Origin of the sequence: Desulfobotulus sp., from assembly GCF_034006065.1 — a bacterium.
Lineage (GTDB): Bacteria > Desulfobacterota > Desulfobacteria > Desulfobacterales > ASO4-4 > Desulfobotulus.
On the sequence record NZ_JAVETM010000055.1, the window covers coordinates 1 to 15,563 of the forward strand.

The 15,563-nt window shown below is 56.7% G+C and carries 14 protein-coding genes and 1 pseudogene; 7 read left to right on the forward strand and 8 right to left on the reverse strand.

What is annotated here, in order from left to right; translation table 11 throughout:
- Nucleotides 1-697, forward strand: a pseudogene (locus RBR60_RS14635) (DNA repair protein RecN); the annotation flags it as partial.
- Nucleotides 698-796: 99 nt separating this feature from the next.
- Nucleotides 797-1,054, forward strand: coding sequence for a zinc ribbon domain-containing protein (locus tag RBR60_RS14640; RefSeq protein WP_320358116.1), 258 nt, complete (start codon nucleotides 797-799; stop codon nucleotides 1,052-1,054).
- Between the two features lie 89 nt (nucleotides 1,055-1,143).
- Here RBR60_RS14640 and RBR60_RS14645 read toward each other — a convergent pair whose 3' ends face one another.
- Both RBR60_RS14645 and RBR60_RS14650 read right to left on the reverse strand, forming a co-directional pair.
- The gene (locus RBR60_RS14645) at nucleotides 1,144-1,959 is read right to left on the reverse strand and encodes a TIGR04219 family outer membrane beta-barrel protein (RefSeq protein WP_320358118.1); all 816 of its coding nucleotides are present in this window, start codon (nucleotides 1,957-1,959) and stop codon (nucleotides 1,144-1,146) included.
- 73 nt (nucleotides 1,960-2,032) lie between these two features.
- Nucleotides 2,033-2,815, reverse strand: coding sequence for a hypothetical protein (locus RBR60_RS14650; RefSeq protein ID WP_320358120.1), 783 nt, complete (start codon nucleotides 2,813-2,815; stop codon nucleotides 2,033-2,035).
- A gap of 322 nt (nucleotides 2,816-3,137) precedes the next feature.
- Here RBR60_RS14650 and RBR60_RS14655 point away from each other — a divergent pair, with 322 nt between their 5' ends.
- A complete protein-coding gene (locus RBR60_RS14655; protein WP_320358122.1) occupies nucleotides 3,138-4,415 on the forward strand; it encodes a citrate synthase in 1,278 nt (425 codons plus the stop codon).
- Between the two features lie 121 nt (nucleotides 4,416-4,536).
- On the opposite strand, the gene RBR60_RS14660 is transcribed toward RBR60_RS14655, so the two are convergent.
- Nucleotides 4,537-5,769, reverse strand: coding sequence for a uracil-xanthine permease family protein (locus RBR60_RS14660; protein WP_320358124.1), 1,233 nt, complete (start codon nucleotides 5,767-5,769; stop codon nucleotides 4,537-4,539).
- Nucleotides 5,770-5,842: 73 nt separating this feature from the next.
- Complete coding sequence (gene upp, locus RBR60_RS14665) at nucleotides 5,843-6,469, reverse strand: uracil phosphoribosyltransferase (protein ID WP_320358126.1); 627 nt, start codon at nucleotides 6,467-6,469, stop codon at nucleotides 5,843-5,845.
- Here upp and RBR60_RS14670 point away from each other — a divergent pair.
- The 3 genes from RBR60_RS14670 (at nucleotide 6,468) to RBR60_RS14680 (ending at nucleotide 12,494) form a co-directional block, all read left to right on the forward strand.
- Nucleotides 6,468-6,716, forward strand: coding sequence for a hypothetical protein (locus RBR60_RS14670; RefSeq protein WP_320358128.1), 249 nt, complete (start codon nucleotides 6,468-6,470; stop codon nucleotides 6,714-6,716). The genes upp and RBR60_RS14670 overlap by 2 nt on opposite strands.
- Before the next feature lie 127 nt (nucleotides 6,717-6,843).
- Nucleotides 6,844-9,237: a primosomal protein N' gene (priA, locus tag RBR60_RS14675; protein WP_320358130.1), complete on the forward strand. Its 2,394-nt coding sequence runs from the start codon at nucleotides 6,844-6,846 to the stop codon at nucleotides 9,235-9,237.
- Nucleotides 9,238-9,365: 128 nt separating this feature from the next.
- Nucleotides 9,366-12,494: a response regulator gene (locus RBR60_RS14680; RefSeq protein WP_320358132.1), complete on the forward strand. Its 3,129-nt coding sequence runs from the start codon at nucleotides 9,366-9,368 to the stop codon at nucleotides 12,492-12,494.
- Here the strand turns inward: RBR60_RS14680 and RBR60_RS14685 are convergent.
- The 4 genes from RBR60_RS14685 to RBR60_RS14700 form a co-directional block, all read right to left on the reverse strand.
- Complete coding sequence (locus tag RBR60_RS14685; RefSeq protein WP_320358134.1) at nucleotides 12,487-13,152, reverse strand: HAD family hydrolase; 666 nt, start codon at nucleotides 13,150-13,152, stop codon at nucleotides 12,487-12,489. The genes RBR60_RS14680 and RBR60_RS14685 overlap by 8 nt on opposite strands.
- A gap of 113 nt (nucleotides 13,153-13,265) precedes the next feature.
- Nucleotides 13,266-13,973, reverse strand: coding sequence for an OS_HP2 family (seleno)protein (locus RBR60_RS14690; RefSeq protein ID WP_413815474.1), 708 nt, complete (start codon nucleotides 13,971-13,973; stop codon nucleotides 13,266-13,268).
- Between the two features lie 61 nt (nucleotides 13,974-14,034).
- A complete protein-coding gene (locus RBR60_RS14695) occupies nucleotides 14,035-14,277 on the reverse strand; it encodes a hypothetical protein (protein WP_320358136.1) in 243 nt (80 codons plus the stop codon).
- Complete coding sequence (locus tag RBR60_RS14700; RefSeq protein ID WP_320358138.1) at nucleotides 14,258-14,683, reverse strand: CoA-binding protein; 426 nt, start codon at nucleotides 14,681-14,683, stop codon at nucleotides 14,258-14,260. Before RBR60_RS14700 ends, RBR60_RS14695 begins: the two co-directional genes overlap by 20 nt.
- Before the next feature lie 110 nt (nucleotides 14,684-14,793).
- Here RBR60_RS14700 and RBR60_RS14705 point away from each other — a divergent pair.
- Nucleotides 14,794-15,563, forward strand: a 770-nt coding sequence (locus tag RBR60_RS14705; RefSeq protein WP_320358139.1) for a 5'-3' exonuclease, incomplete at its 3' end; no start/stop codon positions are given.

Consider the following 15,563-nt stretch of genomic DNA (forward strand, 5'->3'; position numbering starts at 1 on the left):
TGCGGATCTTGAAAACCGTATCCCCCTTCTTGAAAAAGAAGGCCTCACCCTGCACAAAAATGTGGTGGCTCTCTCCCGTGATCTTTCCAGAAAACGGGAAAACGCAGCCGCCAGCCTCAGTCGTGCTGTGGAAAAGGAGCTTGCCGAACTCTGCATGCCGGACACCCGCTTCCGGGTGGCCCTCCTGCCCCTGGAGGCAGGATCTTCCCCCTGGCTTCAGGATCAGGGACGGGGCCTTCAGGAAGAGGGAACAGAAAGCGCCCAGTTCTGCATGGCACCCAATGTGGGAGAAACGGAAAACCCCTTAAGCAAAATTGCCTCCGGCGGCGAGCTGTCCCGGACGGTCCTGGCCTTAAAGGCCATACTGGCCCGTAACGAGGCGGTGAGTACCATCATCTTTGATGAGGCGGATGCGGGTATCGGCGGGTCCGTGGCCGAGGCCGTGGGCCGCAAGATGCAGGCCCTGGCCCAAAACCAGCAGGTCATCTGCATCACCCATCTGCCCCAGATCGCCAAATTCGGCCAGCACCATTTTCACATTGCCAAGGCCGTGGAAGGCGGCAGAACCCGCACCCGGATCACCCATCTTTCCCAGGAGAAAAGGGCAGAAGAACTGGCTCGCATGCTGGGCGGGGCCGCCATTTCCGAAACCACCCTGGCCCATGCCAAGGAGCTGCTCCGGGAAGCCAGGGCTTGACAAAAAGGGAGGCTCCCCCTAGGGATTCATTCCGGACGACTGCAAAACCCTGGGTCTTAAGCCCATCCGAATTTGAATTTTTCATCTAAGGAGTTTGATATGCCCATCTATGAATTCAGATGCCTTGAATGCAAGGATCTTTTTGAGCTTCTCCTGCTCAAAGCCGGTGAAGAGGACGAGCTGAAATGTCCCCACTGCGGCGCCCAGCACTTTGAGCGGGTCATGAGCGCCACCACCTATGCCATGGCAGCAGGTCCCGGCAGCGGACCTGGCGGAAAAAATGTGGGAGTGAGCAAGCAGGAACGCACCTGTTCCAGCGGCTCCTGCTCCACCTACACCATCGCAGGCCACGAGTAGACACAAAAGAAGTCTTTTTGAACGACAAGGGCCGTAAGCTCCCCAGGAGCTTGCGGCCCTCATTTTTATCCTTTTGTCTCCGTGCGGGGCTAAAACTTCAGACCCAGCTCCACAAAGGGCCCGGAAAAGGTGGTATCAATGCGAACGCCCGACTCGTCAATGTCAATGAGTTCATGACGCCATCCGCCCGCCACAAAAAGAGAACCCAGCATGGGCAGGCCAAAAAAATTATAACGGACACGTCCCAGGGCGGAAACAATCTGATTATCCCCTATGGAAAGCCCCCTGAGTTCCGCTTCAAGCCCCAGAGCATCAATGGGTTCAAAACGGGCGGCAAGGTAGGCCATGGGAATGGGTACGTTCACACTTTTTCTGCCGTTTATGCCGGTTGTCGGCTGGTTGAGAGAGGCTTCCAGCTGGTAAAAACGCACATTGATCCCGAAATCCACTCCAAGGGTGCCCAGAGAGGCAAGGCCTAAAAAGGGAATACCATAGTAAAGCGCCACATCCAGCTGATCCATCTTCAGCGTGGAGCTGTAAGGCACATTGGCGCTGAACGTTTTGCCCGCAAAGTTGAAATCATTTTTAAAACTTCCCGTTCCCGTGAATTCCATGGGCGTCGCCATAACCGCGATATTGGGGATAATCAGGGGCATATCAATTTTCAAACGCCCGGCAGGCCGATTTTCCGTGTCATATCCCAGATCTTTTTCGAGATCGAGCTTTGCTCCGGTCAAGCCACCGAGGGTCACGCCCATGTCGCCGGATGGCTTCTGCATCCATCCGCCCACAGCCACCTCCGCCTCAAGCAGGGGAAGGGCCAGCAGGGAAGAGGGCAAAAGCAAACCGCACAAAAGAGCCGCTCCAACAAACAATCTCCGCATCACAATCACCTCCGTATCCACAATTGTTGATTCCGTTAAGGGCCCATGGGGTGTCTGCCATCATGCCCCAATTCCCCCTTCACATCCTTCACCTTCAACCGTTCCGGTCAGACGCATGCCCGATGACAGCGTCCATCAGGGCTGAAAAAACCGCTTTTCCCTCCAGATCTCCTTTTTTTTCTCCGGAAAGCAGAGATCGGATTGCTCCATGGGTTTCAGAATCCTTGGCATCCAAAGGCCCTTTCACCTCTGCAAGGCGCAGGCTGTCCCGAGAAAAGGCCACCAGATTCCGGATTCCCCCTTCCTGATCCTTCAGACAGCGCAACCACCAACCCGGCTTCTCCCATGGTGCAGGCGCGCCGGAAAGCCCCAGAAGTTCCGCAAAAAGCCGCAAAACCGTCTCCACACCTTCCGCATCTTCAATTTCCAGGGCCACAGCCCCGTCATCCGCAAGGGCTGAAATGTCCTGGGGCGTCCAGGAAAGATCCAGAAAACCCAGGGCATGGCGCTGGAGAAAATCCAGGGTTTTTTCCCTGCGACTGACCAATACATCGCTGTCCGAAAGAATTTTCCGCGCATTGCGCAAGCTGATCATTTCCTTGACAGTGGGACTTTTTCTCAAGGCCACATCCTCCAGGGTGGTACGATAACGGCCAAGGCCATTGTCCACCACCACAAGGTCCGGAGCCTCGCCCTTCACCTCCCGCATCCAGATTTCAAGATCCCGGATCTTATGGGAGACATAAGCGCCTTCAGCAAGCAGTCTCCGCAGATTTTCCCGGTCCACGGTTCCCGTATCCGCCTCCAGAGAGCGTCTGATTTTACGGACCTGCTCATCCAGGGCCATCTTTTTCAAAAGGGATTCCCGGAACGTCATGGGCTCTCCTTTACCCAGAAAATTCTGGAGCTGCGGGGTAATGGGCAGGGTTTCTGCTATGGATAAAAAACACAATGCCACCATGATAAGGGAAAAAACCCGCTTTGCAAAGCCCGAACTCAGGAGTAAAAACCATGCCCAAATTCTTGACCCCTTCCATCCCAAAGCGTATATTTCCTCACTTATCCTTCCGCTGGCTCTGAAGCTCGCGGAAGCGTCCTCAGCCAGGGCAGACCGCATCTATTTTGCCATGGAAAAATTTTTATTTTTTCTGGCTTTCATTTTATACGGATATCCACCCAAAGGTAAAAAAGGAAATTCCATGAGCGAAACCGTCAGGCTGATCATTGAAGGCAAGGAATACGAGCTTCCCGTCATTATCGGCTCAGAAGGCGAAAAAGCCTTTGACATCACCGCCCTGCGCCGGAAAACCGGATACATCACCTATGATCCCGGTTTTGGAAACACGGGCAGCTGCGCCTCCGCCATCACCTTTATGGACGGTGAAAAGGGAATTCTGCGCTACCGGGGCATTCCCATCGAAGACCTTGCCGAAAACGCCACCTTCATTGAAACCGCCTTTCTGCTCATCAACGGGCACCTGCCTTCCCTTTCAGAGCTGAATCAGACCCGGGTTCTGCTCAACGATTCTTCCATGCTGCACGAGAGCATGCAGGTTTTCTTCCAGAACTTCCCCCAGGCCTCCCATCCCATGGGCATTCTTTCCGCCATGATCATGGCCCTCCGCAGCTTCTATCCGGACATGGGTACAGAAGAGGACATCCACACCCATTTTCTCTATCTGATCTCCAAGGTGCGCACCATGGCCGCCATGTCCTACCGCATGTCCAGGGGGGAAAAGGTGGTCTACCCCAGGCACGACCTTTCCTACTGCGCCAACTTCCTCAACATGATGTTCGACAGCCCGGTACACCCCTATATTGTGGATGAGGATCTCGTGAAAGCCATGAACGTCTTTCTCATTCTCCATGCGGACCACGAGCAGAACTGCTCCACCGCAGCGGTCCGACTGGTGGGGTCCAGCCGCGCGCCCCTGTATGCCTCCATCGCCGCAGGGGTTTCCGCCCTCTGGGGTCCCCTCCATGGCGGAGCCAACCAGGCGGTGATTGAGATGCTGGAAAAAATCCATAAGGATGGCGCCACCATTGACGAGGTGATCCGCAGGGCGAAAGACAGAAACGATCCTTTCCGGCTCATGGGCTTTGGTCACCGCATCTACAAAACCTATGATCCCAGGGCCAAGATCATCAAAAAAATGTGCGACAAGGTGCTGGGAAAACTCAAGATAGAAGATCCCCTCCTTGATATTGCCAAACGCTTAGAGGAAGTGGCGCTCACGGACGCCTATTTCATTGATCACAACCTCTATCCCAACGTGGACTTCTACTCCGGCATTGTGCTGCGGGCCATGCGCATTCCCACCAACATGTTCACCGTCATGTTCGCCATCGGCCGCCTTCCCGGATGGATCGCCCAGTGGAAGGAAAGCATGGAAGATCCCTCCCGCCGCATCAGCCGTCCGCGGCAGATTTATACGGGCCTCACGGAAAGCGCCTGGGTTCCCATGGACCAGCGCTGATCCTTAAAAACAACAATCCTGGGGGCAACTGCGCCCCCCTTTTGCCCCATTGAAAAAGCCCGTCTGACGCTCCTGTGGAACGCCGACGGGCTTTTCTTTATGAATGACTTTTCCGTTCCGCCTAACGGGCCCTTGGCAGAAAGAGGTTCAGCAATACCCCAAAAATGGCCGCAAGGCCGATGCCCTCCAGGGAAAACTGACCCGCAGAAAAGGTCATGCCACCGATGCCGAACACAAGAATCAGGGCCACAATGGCAAGGTTACGGTTTTGCATCAGATCCACGCCGGAACGCACAAGGCTGTTCAGCCCCACCACCATAATGGCTCCGAAAAGCAGCAGCATGATGCCCCCCATCACCACGGCGGGAATGGTGGCGAGCAGAGCTCCCAGTTTTCCCACAAAGGCAAGGAGGATGGCAATGATCGCAGCCCACGTCATGACACCGGCATTCCGGGCGCCCGTGAGGGCCACAGCGCCGGTCACCTCGGAATAGGTGGTATTGGGAGGTCCGCCGAGAAAGGAGGCAAAACTCGTGGCAAGACCATCGCCCAGCATGGTGTTTTCAATGCCCGGATCCTTCAGATAATCCTTGCCCGTAATGGCGCCGATGGCCAGCACATCCCCGAAATGCTCGATGGCCGGTGCGATGGCCACAGGAATGATAAAGAGAATGGCCGCCAGATGAAACTCCGGGGTGGTGAAGGAGGGAACGGCAAACCAGGGGGCATTGAGTACCGGCGAGAAATCCACCAGCCCGTAAAAAAGAGCCAGACCATAGCCCACCACAATACCGCAGAAAATGGGAATAAGCCGGAACATGCCCCGGCCGAGGAGGGAGACCAGCACCGTGGTTGCCAGGGCTGCCATGGAAACGGTCAGGGCCGTTCCCCTGGGCACAATGGCGTCGGGATTGGCCACACCCGTTGCCATCTGCACGGCAATGGGGGCAAGAATCAGACCGATCACCATGATCACAGGCCCCGTTACCACAGGAGGCAGCAGACGGGTCAGAATCTTCACCCCCTGCCAGCGGATCAGGAGGCTTAAAAGAACATAGACGCCCCCGGCGGCCACAAGTCCGCCCATGGTAGCGGCAAGCCCCCACTGGCCCACGCCGATGGAAATGGGCGCGATGAAGGCAAAGGACGAGGCCAGAAAAACCGGCACCTTGCCCCGGGTGACAAGCTGAAAAATCAGGGTTCCGGCCCCTGCGGTGAAAAGGGCCACATTGGGGTCAAGGCCCGTGAGCAGGGGCACAAGCACGAGGGCCCCAAAGGCCACAAAAAGCATCTGTCCGCCCACAAGGGCGTCTTTGGCCTGAAATCGATAGGCCTGGGAATCATTCTCCTGCATAAAATCTCCTTGGGGAAAACATGACATGGGGACTTAGGACCCAGAGCAGGGCCAGAGGTTGATGGTCAGAATTCTATTTGGTTCCGAAAATTTTATCCCCCGCATCTCCAAGACCGGGCAGGATGTACCCCTTGCTGTTCAGGCGCTCATCCACCGCCGCCACATAGACATCCACATCCGGGTGGGCCGCTTCCAGACGTTTGAGGCCTTCGGGAGCGGCAACAAGGAAAAGCCCCCGGATCTGGGTGCATCCGGCTTCCTTTAAAAGATGGACGGTCTCCACCAGAGTTCCCCCCGTGGCCAGCATGGGATCAAGGATCAGGGCCATGCGCTTGTCCATGTCCGAAGCCAGCTTCACATAGTAGCGCACGGGCTCCAGGGTCTCCTCATTGCGGTAAAGCCCCACCACGCTGACCTTGGCCGAAGGAATCATATCAAGAACCCCATCCATCATACCAAGTCCTGCACGCAGAATGGGAACAACGGTAATCTTCTTGCCCTTGATCTGCTCCACCCGCACAGGCCCGGCCCAGCCCTCCACCTCCACGGTTTCGGTTTCAAGGTCCTTTGTCGCCTCATAGGTGAGAAGCCTTGCCAGTTCATTGGCAATGGCCCGAAAATTCTTGGTGGCAAGATCATTCTGACGTAAAAGTCCGAGCTTATGCCGGATCAGGGGATGATCCGCAACATGGACAGCCATGGAAACCTCCTTTGAAAAAAAACAAAAAGATGGAAAAAAACAGGCAGAAAGGTCGCAGGGATCTGCGCAAAACCGCAGGTATCCGCTTTCAAATCCATGGATTTTATTGCCTTTTCAAGCTTTGAATCCGCAACACATTAAAGGATGCCAGTCCATCGGTCAAGCCCAAAGCCATGGGCCGGAAAGGGCCTTGCCCGCCCCTGCCCAAGGTGTTACAAGCCAGACAGACAGCAGGCCCCATCCTTAATAGGAATTCTGCTCTGCGGAAGCCGCCCGGTCTGGCCTGCTCAGCCCCAAACCCAGCCCTTTCGCCCGAAAAAGGACCTTTTTTCCGCCATCGACCCGCAGACAGCAAGCCCCTTTACGGATATCCCATGCACCCAGATCCAGCCTTCATTTCCGTTGCCGTAGATGCTCCACTTTTCCCCGCCCTCACCTATGGGGTTCCCGAAGCCCTGCGCCCACAGGTTCAGATCGGCCTCAGGGTGCTGACGCCTCTGGGACATCGCACGGTAACCGGCTATATTCTGGGGCCCTCGGCCCCGCCCCAGGGCATGAAAATCCTTGATATTCTTGAAATCCTTGATGAAGCGCCCCTTTTTCCTCCGGAACACCTGCCCTTTTACCAGCGCATGGCCGCCTATTATCACCATCCCCTGGGGGAAACCCTGGCAACGGCCCTGCCTTCGGGCCTCAACCTCTCCGACCGCAGGATGTACAGCCTCACCGAGTCCGGAAAAAATCACCTGGAAAGCCATCCCCTTCGGGAGATTCTCCGCATGCTGGTGAGAGCGCCGCAGCCCCTGCCCCGCATCCGGCTTCAGGGCGAGGCGGTCAGTGCCAGGCAGATGGCCCTTCTCTGTGAAGAAGGCCTTGTGGAAATGCTTCGGGTTTTCAGCCAGAAGGAGGCAAAGGCCAAAACCCGCAAAGCCTACGCCGTTTCCAAAGAAACAGGCCCTCCCCTTTCCATCACCGCCAAACGCCTTGCTCTCTGGGAGTGGCTCCGGGAAAACGGACCTGCGGACACCTCCCGCATCCAGACAGCCATTCCCCAGGCCACGGCCAGCCTGCGCTGGCTCATCGAAAAGGGCCTTGTCACGGAAAAAGAGCACCGCATCTTCCGCGATCCCCTGGGAGATCCCGTGGAAGAAGACAGCCCGCCCCTTCTCAATGAGGAGCAGACTGCGGTGGTGGATCAGCTTCTTTCCCGGATGTCGGGAGGCTTTCACCGTTTTCTACTCCACGGCGTCACGGGGTCCGGAAAGACGGAAGTCTACCTGCGCCTTGTGGAGGACTGTCTGGAAAGAAAAAAATCCGCCATTGTCCTGGTGCCGGAAATCGCCCTCATCTCCCAGATTGCGGGCCGCTTCCGGGCCCGTTTCGGCGAGAAGGTGGCGGTGCTGCACAGTGGACTTTCCAAGGGAGAAAGGCTGGATCAGTGGGAAAGGATTCTCTGGGGCGAGATGCCCGTGGTCATCGGGGCCCGATCTGCGGTTTTCGCTCCTCTGGTGAAACCGGGAATTCTCATTGTGGATGAAGAGCACGACGGCTCCTACAAACAGGATACGGGTCTGCGCTACAATGGCCGGGACATGGCCATTCTGCGGGCCCAGCTGGAAGACTGTCCCGTGCTTCTGGGCTCCGCCACCCCATCGGTGCAGAGCCTTGAAAACGCCCGCAACGGCCGCTTTACCCTGCTTCGGCTCACCCGAAGGGTCAACCGCCGTCCCCTGCCCAGGGTGGATCTTGTGGATCTGAAGGAAATGAAAAGCGCTTCCGGCATTGACCGCTACATCTCCCGCCCCCTTTACGCCGCCATGAAGGAAGCCCTTGAAAAAAAAGAGCAGGTACTCCTCTTTCTCAACCGCAGGGGCTATGCGGGGTTTCCCGTCTGCGGAATCTGCGGTGAAATTGTGAAATGCCGACACTGCGACATTGCCCTCACCCTGCACCGGAAAGCCAACGCCTTTTTATGCCATTTCTGCGGATTTTCAACATCCGCCAGCCCCCTTTGTCCCCAGTGCAGGGCTCCGGAGGTCCGGGTTCTCGGCATGGGCACGGAAAAGGTGGAAAGTGCGGCCCGCTATCTTTTCCCGGAAGCCCGCATCCTGCGCATGGATCAGGACACCACGGGGAAAAAAGGCAGCCTCATCCGTATGCTGAAACAGATCCGCAACCGGGAGGTGGACATTCTCGTGGGCACCCAGATGGTGGCCAAGGGCCACGATTTCCCAGGCATCACCGTTGTGGGAATCTTAAACGCGGATCTGGGCCTGAGCTTTCCCGATTTCAGGGCCAGTGAGCGCAATTTCCAGACCCTCGCCCAGGTGGCGGGCCGGGCCGGACGCGGCGATCTTCCCGGAAGGGTCATCCTCCAGACCTACAACCCGGATCACTACAGCATCCAGACCGCCCGCACTCAAGACAGCGACACCTTTTTCACCGAAGAGATCGCCACCCGCAGAATGCTGGGCTACCCCCCCTTTTCCCGCATGATCCAGATCCGCATTTCCGGGGAAGACGAAGGCCGGGTCCAGGAGACGGCCCGCATCGCCGCAGAAAAGGCCCGATCCGCCTCCGCCGGGAGGGTCCGCATCCTCGGACCTGCGGAAGCCCCCATCAGCCGCATGGCCGGTCAGTTCCGCCATCAGATTCTTCTTCTGGGAACAGACATTCCAAAACTCAATGAAAGCGCCGAGGCCGCCGTAAGCCCCAGGGTCAGCGGGGTGAAAATTCTCATGGACGTAGACCCCTATGCCATGCTGTAATCATGAGCCTTAGGGGTACAGGCAAGCTAAGCGCTTGAAACCCCTGGCATTCATACATCAAAACACCCCCACCACAGGGTAGAATGCCCAAAGTATTTCCGTTTCATTCTTTTAAAAAAAAGGCCGCCATGGACAAGAAACCTGACACCTCAGCCCCAAAAGCCGACGCCCCTTCTGCCCAGAAGGCTGTCCGTCCCGTTTCTGAGGTCTTCTGCCTTGACAGGGAACAACTACACAGAGCCGCCGTGCGCCGGGTGGGGCAGGTCCATCCCAGGGAAGTGGAGCATCTCACCTCCGAGGAAGCTCTGGAACTTTTACAAGAACTTCTCATCCATAAAACCGAACTTCAAATGCAAAACGAGCTGCTCCAGACCCAGGAAGAAATCTTTCGCAGCAGCTTTGAAAACCACAGCGCCATCAAAATGCACATGGATCCCCAGACCGGGAGAATCCTTGAAGCCAATGCAGCGGCCTCTGCTTTTTACGGCTGGCCCCAGCCCCTGCTCCGCCAGATGTGCATCCAGGACATCCAGCTTCTGGACCTCCCCCTCACGGACAAGACCCCACCCCACCCCTGCCAGGAAAACCCCGCAAGATCTTTTTCCCGGCATCGCCGGTCCGACGGTTCCATACGGGATGTGGAGATTTTCAAAAGCACCATCCTGGCCCAGGGCCGGGAAATCCTGAGCGTCATTGTCCACGACATCACTGAGCAGAAGCGGGCTGAGGAAGCCCTGCGGGAAAACGAAGAATTATACCGCAACCTCTTTGAAACCATGGGCCAGGGCGTGGTCTACCAGGACGCCAGAGGCCAGATCACAGGATGCAACCCCGCAGCCCAGACCATCCTCGGCCTCACCCTGGACCAGATGCAGGGGCTTTCCTCCCTGGATCCCCGCTGGCGCGCTGTCCGTGAGGATGGCTCGGATTTTCCCGGAGACCAGCACCCCGCCATGGTGGCCCTGAAAACCGGAAAACCCGTCCACGGCGTCCTCATGGGCATCTATCATCCAGAACAAAAGGAGCAACGCTGGATTCTCATTGACGCCGTACCCAAATTTCATGACGGGGATAAACGCCCCTATGGGGTTTTCACCACCTTCACGGACATCACGGAAAGCATGCGTGCAAAGGAAAAGATCCAGGAATACGCACGTCAGCTCGCCATGCAGAACGAGGCTCTGGACAAAGCCCTCTTCCTTGCGGAGCAGGCCACCCAGGCAAAAAGCGATTTCCTTGCCAACATGAGCCACGAAATCCGTACCCCCATGAACGGGGTCATCGGCATGACAGAGCTGCTCCTGGATACGTCCCTCACTCCGGAACAGAGGCGCTATGCCCAGACCATCCAGAACAGCGGGGAATCCCTTTTATCCCTCATCAACGACATTCTGGATTTCTCCAAGATTGAGGCCGGAAAACTTGAAATGGAGTCCTTAGATTTTGACCTCGAATCCCTTCTCGATGACTTTGCCACGGTCATGGCGGTGCAGGCCCACCCCAAAGGACTGGAACTCATCTGCCATGCTGACCCCGACGTTCCCCGATGGCTGCGGGGCGACCCCGGCCGACTGCGTCAGATCCTCAACAATCTCACGGGCAATGCCGTAAAATTCACAGAAAAGGGTGAAGTCACCGTCCGGGTATCCCGGGTTTGCAGAGAGCCAGAGACCGGGATACCCCAGATCCTGGACCCAAATCCTTCGGACAGCGTATGCTTACGCTTTTCCGTCTGCGATACGGGCATCGGCATCCCCCACGATAAAACCCACCTCCTTTTCCGTAAATTCTCCCAGGTGGACACCGCCACCAACCGAAGGTTTGGGGGAACGGGACTCGGCCTTGCCATTTCCAGGCAGCTGGCGGAAATGATGGGAGGGGAAATCGGAGTTCTCAGCCAGGAGGGCCAGGGAACGGAGTTCTGGTTCACCGCGCGATTCGGCCTGCAGGAAAGCCACGCCGCCCCTGCCCCGGATCTGCCCGCTGATATCCGGGGACTGCATGTTCTGGTTGTGGATGACAATGCCACCAACCGGGAAATCCTCGAAAAGAATCTCTCCTCCTGGGGCGCCCACCCCCGTACCTGCCAAAGCGGACCATGCGCCATGCGCGCCCTGCTCGAAGCCTGGCATGCGGGTATTCCCTTCGGGCTCATCATATCGGACATGCAGATGCCGGGAATGGACGGCATTGAGCTTGGAAAAACCATCAAGGCGGATCCACGGTTTTCGGATCTGCCCATCGTCATTCTCACATCCATGGATCAGTTCGGAGATGTACAGCGCTTTGAAAAGATGGGCTTTACCGCCTACCTGAGCAAGCCCATCCGCAGATGTGAATTGCTCCAGATTCTCAAGGCCATTGTCGGGGATACGGACAAGGCCACGCCCGACAGGCCCATCATCACCTGCCACCACATTCACAAAAAAAGGTTTCAGCTTCGCCACCTCCCCCGATTTTCCGGGCGCGTTCTTTTGGCCGAGGACAATGTCACCAACCAGGAAGTGGCTCTCGGCATTCTGAAAAAAATGGGCCTCAAGGCCCACGTCGCGGCCAATGGATTTGAAGTGATCAAAGCCCTGCAGACCATTCCCTACGACCTGATCCTTATGGATGTGCAGATGCCGGAAATGGACGGCATGGAAGCAGCCAGAGAAATCCGGAGGCTTGAGCGGGAACAGAAAAACCGCATCTCAGCCTCCCCTGCCCTGCCCATCATTGCCATGACAGCAGGGGCCATGCCCGAAGACCGCGCCCGCTGCATGCAGGCAGGCATGAACGACTATGTGGCCAAACCCGTGAATCCTGAAAATCTGGCCAAAGTACTCCAGAAATGGTTGCCTTCCCAGAATGCTCAGGTTTCAAGGGAATCTGTTCTGCCTTCCCAGGCCCCCTCCCCGGACCTCATCCAGGAGACCGAACTGCCCGCATTCAACAAAACGGAGCTGCTCTACAGGCTGATGGATGATGAGGTCTGGGCAAAAAAGGTTATGCGTACGGTCATGGACAACATACCCGTCAGAATGGAGGCTTTGGCCGAAGCCCTGGATCTCGGCGACTTCCAGAGGATCCTCCGGGAAGCCCATACCCTCCATGGCATGGCCCTCAATGCCGCCTGCCCGGCCCTGGCCAAAGCCGCCCGGGACATAGAACTGGCAGCCCAACGGGCGGACAACCTGCACATCCTCCGCAGCCTTCTGCCTCACCTTGAAAGGCAGATTCAGCGCCTCTGCGGGGCGGTTGTCAATTTCATCTGAAAAAAGAAGGGGGCTTTCCTTCCCCTTCCCCCCCGCCTTCCAGCCATGTGGCCACAACATCCAGCCTCCGGATATGCAAAGAGGCTCCCAGATCCTCGGGCCCATACCCCACAAAAACACAACCCGCTGCCGCTGCCGCCTGGGCGTCCAGCGGAGAATCGCCGATATAAAGCAGATTTTCCGGCCGAACCCCGAAACGCCGTACAATGGCCTCCAGCATGTCCGGCCAGGGTTTGGGCCTTGGAACATCCAAGGATGTGACCAAAAGATCGAAATAGGTTGTCAGATCAAAATGATCCAGCAGAGGCCTGAGGGTATTGGAGCGGTTTGTGGCCACTGCGGTCCGGAACTTAGGCTTCAGGAATCGCAACAAAGCCCGCAGGTGGGGTTCTTCCCTCATCAAAGGAAAAAGATCCGGATAATGAAAGGCGCGTTGTTTTTCCCTGACAGCTTCCAGGGGAACCCGACCTTCAAACAGATGGCGAATGGCCCCTTCGGCTGTGTGCATGTGTACATAATGGAAGGCCGCATCGTCCATCAGGGGCAGGTCAAAGGCCTCCAGAAGTTGATTGTAATAGCTGCGGTTCACTTCCGTGGAATCAAACATCACGCCATCGCAATCAAAGGCGATCACAGAAATATCCTGTAAAAAGGCCATGAAAATCCTTCTTTTTTCAGCATTCGTGGCAGTCCTTCGGCCCCCGGCCCCAGAGCCGGGCAGCTGTTTTTCCCTTGCCGTATCTAAAGTCCCTTACGTCCGCGCAGATTCTCTTAAGACGGGGATTCCGCAACAGGCCGGATATCTCCCAGAACACGGATACGGATTTCCTTGCGCACAGGGCTTTCAATGTCCAGCACCAGGGTGTCCAGATAGCGTCCCGGTTCTTTTCGGATATTTTCCCCAATCAGAAGGTAGGCCCCTTGGGTATCGTCAAAGGTCAGGGTAAAATGAAAGTCTTCCCCCTTTTCCGCACGAATCCCTGTTACGGTAAAGGGATAGGCCGGATCCGGCGTCAGTCTGAGACGGGCTTCCACGGGACTTCCCTGCATCCCCTGAAACCGGAGTATTCCGGGCTCCATGCGGACAAAGGGATTCACAACTCCCCGGATCTCAAGACGAACTTCCCTCTGATCCGGCGCATTGGTCAGCACGGCAATGGCCTGGACCAGAGTCCGCCCCGCATAGCCCTGGGTATTCACCTGTACCTCAATATGTCCCTCGCCACCGGGAGGGATGCGCCCCGTAAAGGAGGCGACGGAGCAGCCTCAGCCGGGGTTGACGCGCAGAATGCGCAGCTCCGCGTCTCCGGTGTTGCGTATGGGAAAACGGTGATGAATCACCACGCCCTCAGGGAGGGCGTCAAAGGTGTACACCCTCTCCCCGATCTCCATGCGGGGGCCCGCATGCAAAGGAAAAACCATCACAGCCCAGAGGATGAAAAAAACGAGTCCTGAGACCCAGCCTTGCCGCCTTTGCATGGAAACACCTTTCTCCTGCGTCATTCTGCCACCCGGCCTTTATCTCTTCTCACAAAGCCTTTCACTGGTTTCCAAAACCATTCTGCTCCCCGCAGTCCGGGCAGACCCAGGTGATGCCGTTGCAGGAAAGGCCCCAGAAATTCTCATCCATGCAGGCCTGGCAGATCCTTAACCCGCAGCGGCACTGCCACACAAAGGGCGCTGTCTTCCGGCACCAGTGACAGGGCTCCGTTCTCGCCTGCTTACGCCGCTCCCGGTACCCCCCTCCCTTTTTTCCCTCCTTCTCACCGACAAAGTCTTGCATGTTCCACCTTGATGCACCTGTCCATCACCACGTCAATGCCCGCGTCCATCAAACGCTCGGCCGCCCTTTCGTTTTCCACTCCCAGCTGCATCCAGAAAACTCTCGGCTTCAGACGGATGGCATCTGCCACATGGGCTTCCACATCTTCAGATTTTCTGAACACATTGAGAATGTCCACGCTGCCCGCAGCAAGGTCTTCCGTTTTCTCATACGCCCGCAGACCGGAAATTTCCTTTTGCCCCGGATACACGGGAATCACTCCGTATCCGGCCCTTACAAGGTAAAGTCCCACCTCATTGGAATCCCGCTCCGCCCTGGGACTCATCCCCAAGACCGCAATGGTCCGACATTCTTCCAATACGCTGAGAATTTCGTCATCTTCTGTGAGAATACGCCCCTTCCCCATACCCATCTCCTCTTCTTGTCCTTTGAAAGTGCCCATGGTACAGAGCAGATCTTACAGATGCCGCTCCTTATGGGGCTCTATCGCCAACGTTGTTTCCAGGAAACAGGGCCATGACAGCACCCATACTCTACCTCATCGACGGTTCCGCCTATATCTACCGAAGTTACCATGCCATCCGCAACCTTTCCAGCAGCAAAGGCGAACCCACCAACGCCACCTTCGGCTTTACCCGCACCCTGATCAAGCTCCTGGAAACCTGCAAACCCGAATATGCAGGGGTGCTCTTTGATGCCAAAGGCCCCACCTTCCGCCATGCAATCTATCCGGAATACAAGGCCAACCGCCCGCCCATGCCCGAGGATCTCGTATGCCAGATTCCCCGCATCCACACTGTCAGCGAGGCCTTGGGCCTTAACATTCTGTCCATGGAAGGCTGGGAGGCCGATGATCTTGCCGGAACCCTGACCCGCCAGGCCAGAGAAGCGGGTTTCCAGGTGGTACTGGTCACAGGGGACAAGGACTTTCTCCAGCTGGTGGATGAAAAAACCCGCATCTTTGACCCCATGAAAGACGTGTGGAGCGATGAAGCCACCCTCAAGGAACGTTTTGGCTTTGGTTCCGAAGGTATTGTGGACATGATGGCCCTCACAGGCGACAGCTCCGACAACATTCCCGGCGTTCCGGGCATTGGCCCCAAAACCGCCACAAGCCTCATCCAGGAATACGGAAGCCTTGAGAACATCTATGCGGCCCTGCCCGGAATGGGCAAAAAAAAGCTTGCGGAGAACCTCCTTCTCAACCAGGAAAAGGCCTTTCTCAGCAGAAAACTTGCCACCATCGCATGCGAGGCTCCCCTTTCCTTCCAGCCCGAAGCCTGGCG